Genomic DNA, 8,390 nt, shown 5'->3' with positions numbered 1-8,390 from the left:
CTTCTTCCCGCGCGGCTTGGCCGGCGCGGGCGCGTCCGGCTGGTCCTCGCGGGAGCCGCGGGACCGCCCGCGGGTGCGGCGCTCGGGGCGGGCCTCGGGCTGCGGCGAGGAACCCGGCGGTCGTCTGGTCGTCGTGGTCATGGCGCCTCCCGGACCCGCTCGGCGGCGCGCATCCGCACCGACCCGGCCCTTGGATTGGTCGTGGTCTCCTCGTCGGACGGCAGCTCGGCCCCGCGCGTCAGGAGCCGGAACCTCGGCTCGTGCTCGGGCAGCGGGACGGGCAGGTCCGGCGGGGTGGTGTCGGCCGCCTGCGCGGCGAGGGCCTGCTTGGTGATGCGGTCCTCAAGGGAGTGGTAGCTGAGGACGACGACCCGGCCGCCGACCGGGAGGGCCTCCAGGGCGGCGGGCAGGGCCCGGCGCCAGATGTCCAGCTCGCCGTTCACCTCGATGCGCAGCGCCTGGAAGGTGCGCTTCGCCGGGTTGCCGCCGGTGCGGCGGGTCGCGGCCGGGATGGACGTGCGCACCAGGTCGGCGAGCCGCCGGGTGGACTCCAGCGGGGCGCGCTCGCGCTCGCGGACGATCGCCGAGGCGATCCGCTGCGCGAAGCGCTCCTCGCCGTACTCGCGCAGGATCCGCGCGAGCTCCGCGGGCGGGTAGCCGTTGACCACCTCGGCCGCGGTGAGGCCCTGGGTGCGGTCCATGCGCATGTCGAGGGGGGCGTCGTAGGAGTAGGCGAAGCCGCGACCGGCCTCGTCGAGCTGCGGGGAGGAGACGCCGAGGTCGAACAGCACGGCGTCCACCGCGGGGACGCCGAGGCGGTCGAGCACCGCCGGGATCTCGTCGTAGACGGCGTGCTCCAGCGTGACGCGGTCGCCGAAGGGGGCGAGCCGCGCGGCGGAGCGGTCGAGCGCGGTGGTGTCGCGGTCGAGGCCGATGAGCCGGAGCCCGGGATGGGCCCGCAGCATCGCCTCGGAGTGGCCGCCCATGCCGAGGGTGGCGTCGAGGTAGACGGGCGTGCGGCCGGCGCGGGCGGCGCTCTCCACGGCGGGGGCGAGAAGCGTCAGGACGCGACCGAGCATGACCGGTACGTGACCGGCCTCGGCCGCGTGGTCTCCCACGTCCATGGTTCACCCCCTGCTGCTGCCACTGCGCTCGCGGACTGTGTGGCATCGCCGGTCCGGACGACCGTTCCGCAACCCCCGGCGGCGGCCTCGCCCGGCCAGGTCCCCATCCGCTGCCCTAGAGGAAGATTCACCGCGTTGTGCGCGGGGGGTCGCCGTCTGGCGCCGGGGAAGCTGCGCCAGCTGGCTCGGAGAGCGGCTGGAGACCTGGCCGAACGTGGGCCATTGCCGGTCAACGGGACCGACGAGTCGTCATCTCAGAGGATCCCTGGCAACACCTCCTCCGAGACGTCGGAGAACGCCTGCTCCTCCTGTTCGAGATAGGAGTCCCAGGCCTGCGCGTCCCAGATCTCGAGACGCGTGTTGGCGCCGATGACGGTGCAGTCGCGGGTGAGGCCCGCGTACGCGCGCAACGGCTGCGGGATAGTGACGCGGCCCTGCTTGTCGGGGACCTCGTCGGACGCGCTGGCGAAGAAGACCCGGCTGTAGGCGCGGACCGCCTTCTCGGTGACCGGCGCCGCACGCAGAGCCTCGGTAATCCGCTGGAACTCCGCCATGGGGAAGACGTACAGGCAGCGTTCCTGGCCCTTCGTGATCACCAATCCCCCCGACAGCTCCTCGCGGTACTTCGCCGGCAGGAACAGTCGTCCCTTGTCGTCGAGACGCGGTGAATGGGTGCCGAGGAACACCGGCCCCACCTCCCGCGCCGCATGGGGCCCTACCGCTCCCCACGGCGCCCCACTCTACTCCACTCTTCCCCACCGTCAACAAGGAAAACACCGGCCGGGCAACAAGATCGACTGAGAACGCGCAGGTCAGAGGGGGTGGAGCGGAGTGGGGGGCGGGGGACGCCCCCGGACGGCACCGCCACCGGACGCGAGCACGCCCCCGCGATCGGGCGGGCGATCGGGTCCGCACCGGACGATCCCCCGCGTTCCCCCGGCGCGTAGAGCACAATGGGCTCCCGTCCCACATGAACATCGCGGTGGCCTCCCCGAGGACGTACTGTCGGTTGGGCGGGCGACGAGAGCTTCGCACCGGCTCGCGTGGCGACCCCCCGGCCTCCGGGGCGGGCCTTCCGCCGGGGGCCCGGCATCGCGACGCGGCCGGCGGCTGAGGAGGGTTTGGTGGCAGTAGGCACGCACGGCGAGCCGTTCATGGAGACCGATCCGCCGGCTTCCCCCGGACGTCCCTCCCCGCGCGGTGGAGCGGGGCGCCCGGGGACCGGCCGCGGGCTGGACGGCCTCGCACAGGTCGCTAACAAGATCAGGGACGCGGTCGAGTCGGTGATCGAGGGCAAGCCCGCCGTCGTGCGGCTCGCCCTGACGGTGCTGCTCGCCGAGGGGCACCTGCTGATCGAGGACGTCCCCGGCGTCGGCAAGACCATGCTCGCCAAGGCGCTGGCGCGCTCGGTCGACTGCTCGGTGCGCCGCGTGCAGTTCACCCCCGACCTGCTGCCGAGCGACATCACGGGGGTCAGCGCCTACAACCAGGAGCTGCGCGAGTTCGAGTTCAAGCCCGGCCCGGTGTTCGCCAACATCGTGGTCGGCGACGAGATCAACCGCGCGTCCCCGAAGACGCAGTCGGCGCTGCTGGAGTGCATGGAGGAGCGCCAGGTGACGGTGGACGGCACCACCTACGGCCTGGAGCGCCCGTTCATGGTCATCTCCACCCAGAACCCGGTGGAGATGGAGGGGACGTACCCGCTGCCCGAGGCGCAGCGGGACCGTTTCACCGCCCGCATCTCGATGGGCTACCCCGACCCGTCCGCCGAGCTGGAGATGCTGGACGTGCACGGTCAGTCGTCCCCGCTGGACCGGCTCACCCCCGTCGCGCACGCCGCCGACGTCCGCGACCTCATCGAGGTGGTGCGCCACCAGCACGTCGCGCAGGCCGTCAAGCAGTACGCCATCGACCTCGTCGCGGCGACCCGCACCCACCCGGAGCTGCGGCTCGGCGCCTCGCCCCGGGCCACGCTGCAGCTCGTGCGGGCGGCGCGGGCGTACGCGGCGCTGGACGACCGCGACTACGTCGTCCCCGACGACATCCAGGACCTGGCCGTCCCCGTCCTCGCGCACCGGCTGCTGCCGACCGCGGAGGCGCAGGTGGAGCGGCGCCGTCCGGAGCAGGTCGTCACCGAGCTGGTGCACCGCCTTCCCGTCCCCTCCCCCAGGAAGTGACCGCCGGAGAATGAGACGTGCGCCCAGGAAGTGAGACGTGCGCCCGGAGAGCGACATGAGCCCCGGAAGCGGGGCGGGCCGGTGAGGAGAGCGCTGGCCGGCCTGACCACCCGCGGGCGGTCCTTCGTGGCGGCGGGCGCGACCGCGATCGTGTGCGCCTTCGTCCTCGGCGAGCGCGACCTGCTGCGCGCCGGGGTGCTGGTCCTCGTGCTGCCGCTGCTGTCCACGCTCGCGGTGTCGCGGACCCGGTACCGGCTGGCGTGCGCGCGGCGGCTGGACCCGCCCCGGCTGCCGGTCGGCCACGAGTCCCGCGTCGACCTGCGGCTGGAGAACGTGTCGCGGCTGCCGAGCGGGCTCCTCATGGTCGAGGATCAGGTGCCCTACAGCCTCGGCGGCCGGGCCCGGTTCGTCCTCGACCGGATCGAGCCGCACGGTTCGCGGGAGCTCAGCTACCGGATCCGCTCGGACGTGCGCGGCCGGTTCCGGGTGGGGCCGCTGACCGTCCGGCTGGCCGACCCGTTCGGGATGGTGGAGCTCGTCCGCTCGTTCAGCCTGGCGGACCGGCTCACGGTGACGCCCGCGATCGTGCCGCTGCCCGCGGGGCGGCTCGCCGGCGCCTGGACGGGCGGCGGCGACAGCGTCGCGCGGGCGGTGTCGGCGGCGGGCGAGGACGACGTCGCCCCGCGCGAGTACCGGCACGGCGACGACCTGCGTCGCGTCCACTGGCGCTCCACGGCCCGGCGCGGCGAGCTGATGGTGCGGCGCGAGGAGCAGCACTGGCAGAGCAGCGGGACGCTGTTCCTGGACGCCCGCCGCCGCGCGCACTGGGGCGACGGCCCGGGCGGCTCGTTCGAGCAGGCGGTGTCGGTGACCGCGTCGATCGGCGCGCACCTCGGCCGGACGGGCATGACGCTGCGCTACGTCACCGACCAGGGCGAGGTGCTGCGCGCGCCCGCGTCCGTCGACGGGGCCTTCGAGGGGCTGCTGCTGGACGCGCTGGCGGTGGCCCGCAGGTCGAAGGGCACCTCCCTCACCGCCGGCCTCGCCGAGCTGCGCGGCGCGCTCGGCAGCGGCCGGGAGGGCGACGGGCTCGTCGTGGCGGTGTTCGGGACGCTGTCCCCCGAGGAGGCCCGCTCCGTCGCGGCGGCGCGGCGGGGAACGGCGACGTGCGTCGCGGTACTGGTCGGCCCGGACGCCCCGGACACGGCCGGTACGGACGGCGGCACGGGCGGCGAGGGCCGGGGCGGGAGCCGCGCGGGCACAGGCCGTTCGGACGCGGCCACGGCGGAAACGGCGGCCGCAACCGCCGCTGGGACCGCCGCTGGGACCGGCGAGACGGTGGCGGGGCTGCTGCGCGCCGGCGGCTGGCGCGTCCTGCGCGTCCGGACCGCCGCCGAGCTCGCCGCGGCTTGGGCCCAGGCCGGCCGCGCCACCGAGGACTTCACCGGCGGCAACGCCGCCACCGGCTTCACCGACAGGAACTTCACCGAGAAGCACGTGGCCCACGGGAACTCCACCCACGAGGACTCCACCCACGGGAACAGCACTCCCGGGGACTCCTCCTCCGGGGACTCCGGTACCGGGAACTTCGCCAGGGACGGTTCATGAGGGTGCGCATGACGATCATGGCCGGGCTGGCGACGCTCGCCGGCTCGGTCGGGCTCTACCCGCTGTTCGAGAGCGGCCGGTGGTTCTGGGCCGGATTCGGCGCGGTGCTGGCCGTCGCGGGCGGCGGGCTGCTGGCCCGGCGGTTCCGGCTGCCGGCGGTCGTCAACCCGCTGGCCGGGCTCGCCGCGCTGCTCGTCTACCTGACCGCGGTGTACGCGCCGGCCGAGTCGCTGCTGTGGCTCGTCCCGACGCCGTCCTCGGTCGAGCACCTCAGGGCCCTCGCCGACGAGGGCTGGGACGCCGCCAACCGGTACGCGGCGCCGGTGCCGCTCGTCCCCGGCATCGGGCTGCTGGTCGCCGCCGGCGTCGGCCTCGTCGCCGTCCTGGTCGACCTGCTGGCCGTGCGGCTGCGCCGCGCCGCGCCCGCCGGGCTGCCGCTGCTCGCCATGTACAGCGTGCCCGCCGCGGTCCGCGACGACGGCGTGAGCTGGATGGCGTTCGGCGTGGGGGCGCTCGGGTTCCTTGCGCTGCTGATGAGCGACGCCCGCGAGCAGGTCGGCGGCTGGGGCCGGATGGTCTCGACCCGCCGCTGGTCCGCGGAGGTGCCGATGGCCGGGACGGCGCCCGAGCCCGGCGGGCCCGCCGCCCGTGCCCAGCGCCTGCTCGGGCGGCAGGTAACCGGGGGAGCCGACGGCGGTGCCGGTCCGCGTCACGGTGGCGGCCTCGGCGGCCCGCGCGATCCCGAAGTCGATCACCCGGGCGCCGTCCGGGGTGAGCAGCACGTTGGACGGCTTGAGGTCGCGGTGCACGACGCCCGCCCGGTGGATCGCGACCAGCGCCTCGGCGAGCCCGGCGCCGAGCGCGCGGACGGACGGCGCCGGGAGCGGGCCGCAGCCGTCCACGGCCGCCTGGAGGGACCGGCCCGGCAGGTAGGCGGTGACCAGCCACGGCGCGGGCGCGCCGGGGTCGGCGTCGATGAGCGGCGCGGTGAACGCGCCGCCGACGGCCCGCGCCGCCGCGACCTCGCGCGCGAACCGCGCCCGGAAGCCGGGGTCGCCCGCGAGCTCGGGGTGGACGACCTTGACCGCGACGGCCCGCCCGGCGACGGTCCGGCCGAGGTAGACCCGGCCCATGCCGCCCTCGCCGAGGCGCGCCAGGATCGTGTTCCCGCCGACCTCCCGGGGATCGGCCGCGGCCAGCGCGCGCATCTCACGCGCCCTTCACGGCGAGGGCGAGGACGTCCCCGTCCTGGAACCCGATGTAGCAGAGGCCGCCCGCCGCCGTGAGGGCGCGGACGTCGGTGCTGAGCGCCGACCGCCACACGGCCCGCCCGGACGCCGCGTCCACGCCGAGCGCCTGCGATCCGGCGGTGAAGCACACCACCCCGGCGGTGAGCGCCGGGCGGCCGATCTCGTCCTCGCCGGTCGGGTAGCGCCAGCGGACGGCGCCGGTCGCCGCGTCCAGGGCGTTGACGTTCCCGCTGCCGTCGCTGACGTAGACGGTCCCGCCGCTCACCGCCGGCCTGCCGACCTCGGTCCCGCCGATGAAGCTCCAGCGCTTCTTGCCGGTGGCGGCGTCAAGCGCGAGGAGCTCCCCGCTCGCGCCGGGGCAGTAGACCAGGCCGTTCGCGGCCACCGGCCCCTCGGCGCGCTCCCCGGTCGGGCCCTTCGGCATGGCGTGCTTCCATCTCGGGCGCCCGGACGCGGCGTCCAGCGCGTGGACGGCGTCATCGGTGTTGACGAAGACGATCCTCCCGTCCACCGACGGCGCCGCGGTGATGAGGTCGCCGAGCGTCCGCCGCCACCGCTCGGCGCCGGTGGCCGCGTCCACGGCGACGAAGGCGGTGCCGCGCCCGCCGGCGAACACCCGCCCGGCGCCGGCCGCCGGGTCGCGGGCGTCGTCGGAGACCGGCGACCGCCAGCGCTCCCGGCCCGTCGCGGCGTCGAACGCGAACAGCGGCCCGCCGGTCTCGGGCCAGCCCACGTAGAGGTCGCGGCCCGCCATGACGGGGGTGCGCCAGCTCGCCGCGCCCTCGCCGCGGTCCCCGTACCGGTGGCGCCACCGCTCCCTGCCGGTCCGCGCGTCCAGCGCGATCAGCCGCCCCTGGTCGCCCGACGCGACGAGGACGCCGTTCCCGGCGGCGAGCCCGCCGTACGGGTCGACGCCGAGGTCGTGCTTCCAGACCTGCTTCGCCTTCGGCGGGGGAGCGGTCGCCGTCGCAGAGGCGACCGGCGTCGCCGGGACCGACGCGGCGGCCTTCGGCTTCCGGTCGTCCGGGCGGGTGAGCCATGCCGTCAGCGCGGCGCCGCCGCCGAGGACGGCCACCGTCCCCGCCGCCGCCCCGGCCACGAGGACCCGCCGCCGTCCGGGACCGCTCCCCGCCGGGGCCCGCTCCGCCTGGGCGATCTCCGCCGCGACCGGGCCCGGCAGCCAGCCCGTGCCCTGGAGGACGTGCACGTCCGGCGAGCGGGCGGCGAACCGCGGCAGCAACCAGTCGAGGCCGGGGCGCTGCTCGGGCTGCTTCGCCAGGCACGCGGCGATCAGCGCGCGCAGCTCGGGATCGGGGACGGCGTCCAGCCGCGGCGCGTCGTGGACGAGCCGGTAGATCAGCGCCTCCGCCGGGCCGCGCCCGAACGGCCCCTCGCCCGTCGCCGCGAACGCGAGGACGGCGCCCAGCGAGAACACGTCCCCCGCCGGGCCGGTGTCGCCGCCCGTCGCCTGCTCCGGCGGGAGGTAGCCGGGCGATCCGACCATGTGGCCCGTCCGGGTGACCACGGCCGCGCCGACCGCGTGGGCGATCCCGAAGTCGATCAGCCGGGGGCCGTCGGGCGCGAGCATCACGTTGGCGGGCTTCAGGTCGCGGTGCACGACCCCGGCCCGGTGCACCGAGAGCAGGGCCTCCGCCAGGCTCGCGCCTAGCCCGAACACCGCCGGGACGGGCAGCGGCCCGTGCTGGGCGACGGCCTCCTGGAGCGACAGGCCCGGCAGGTAGGCGGTGACGAGCCACGGGTCCGCGGCGTCCGGATCGGCGTCGATCACCGGTGCGGTGAACGCGCCGCTGACCGCCCGCGCCGCCGTGACCTCGCGGGCGAACCGGGCGCGGAAGGACGGCTCGTCCGCGCGCCCGGCGTGGATGACCTTGATCGCGACGGGCAGCCCGGCGGCCGACCGGCCGAGATACACCGTCCCCATGCCGCCCGCGCCCAGCCGGCCGAGGACCCGGTAGCCGCCGATCCGCCGCGGATCCTCGGCAAGCAACGGCCCCATGGAGCTCCTCCCGCTCGGCACGCCGCACCGCGGGGCCGGCGGGGTCTCGGCCGGACGCGGACCGGAACGACGCGTCATCATTGCGCATACCGGTCGGAATCCGGTACCGGAACGCGGGATCCGGCCGGTGCGCCCGCGCTGGGCGCCCACGCCGGGCTCCCGCGCCGGGCGCCCGGGCTCGGCTCCCGCGCTGGGCGCCCGGGCCGGGCTCTGG

The 8,390-nt window shown here is 76.2% G+C and carries 5 protein-coding genes and 2 pseudogenes; 3 read left to right on the top strand and 4 right to left on the bottom strand.

All coding sequences use genetic code 11. The annotated features are described in order from the left end of the window. Positions 1-137 precede the first annotated feature (137 nt). Both rsmH and mraZ read right to left on the bottom strand, forming a co-directional pair. Positions 138-1,124 carry a 16S rRNA (cytosine(1402)-N(4))-methyltransferase RsmH gene (rsmH, locus tag E1300_RS44945; protein WP_131763389.1) on the bottom strand — a complete coding sequence of 329 codons (987 nt, stop codon included), beginning with the start codon at positions 1,122-1,124 and terminating at the stop codon, positions 138-140. Positions 1,125-1,378: 254 nt separating this feature from the next. Beyond that, positions 1,379-1,810 carry a division/cell wall cluster transcriptional repressor MraZ gene (gene mraZ, locus E1300_RS44940; RefSeq protein ID WP_131763388.1) on the bottom strand — a complete coding sequence of 144 codons (432 nt, stop codon included), beginning with the start codon at positions 1,808-1,810 and terminating at the stop codon, positions 1,379-1,381. A gap of 468 nt (positions 1,811-2,278) precedes the next feature. Between mraZ and E1300_RS44935 the strand changes: the two genes are divergently transcribed. From E1300_RS44935 to E1300_RS53115, 3 genes and pseudogenes are all read left to right on the top strand, one after another. Continuing rightward, positions 2,279-3,301, top strand: coding sequence for an AAA family ATPase (locus E1300_RS44935; protein WP_131763390.1), 1,023 nt, complete (start codon positions 2,279-2,281; stop codon positions 3,299-3,301). An 81-nt stretch (positions 3,302-3,382) separates the two neighbouring features. Continuing rightward, the gene (locus E1300_RS44930; RefSeq protein WP_131763387.1) at positions 3,383-4,909 is read left to right on the top strand and encodes a DUF58 domain-containing protein; all 1,527 of its coding nucleotides are present in this window, start codon (positions 3,383-3,385) and stop codon (positions 4,907-4,909) included. Next, a pseudogene (locus E1300_RS53115) lies at positions 4,906-5,478 on the top strand (TgpA N-terminal domain-containing protein); the annotation flags it as partial. The gene E1300_RS44930 and the pseudogene E1300_RS53115, both read left to right, overlap by 4 nt. Positions 5,479-5,628: 150 nt before the next feature. Here the strand turns inward: E1300_RS53115 and E1300_RS44920 are convergent. Both E1300_RS44920 and E1300_RS53645 read right to left on the bottom strand, forming a co-directional pair. Next, positions 5,629-6,042, bottom strand: a pseudogene (locus tag E1300_RS44920) (protein kinase domain-containing protein); the annotation flags it as partial. 76 nt (positions 6,043-6,118) lie between these two features. Next, complete coding sequence (locus E1300_RS53645; protein WP_165503278.1) at positions 6,119-8,176, bottom strand: outer membrane protein assembly factor BamB family protein; 2,058 nt, start codon at positions 8,174-8,176, stop codon at positions 6,119-6,121. Between the last annotated feature and the right edge of the window lie 214 nt (positions 8,177-8,390).

Origin of the sequence: Actinomadura fibrosa (genome assembly GCF_900659615.1) — a bacterium.
GTDB classification, from domain to species: domain Bacteria; phylum Actinomycetota; class Actinomycetes; order Streptosporangiales; family Streptosporangiaceae; genus Spirillospora; species Spirillospora fibrosa.
The sequence above is the reverse complement of the archived record's forward strand: the minus strand, read 5'-3'. Positions and strand labels throughout refer to the sequence as shown.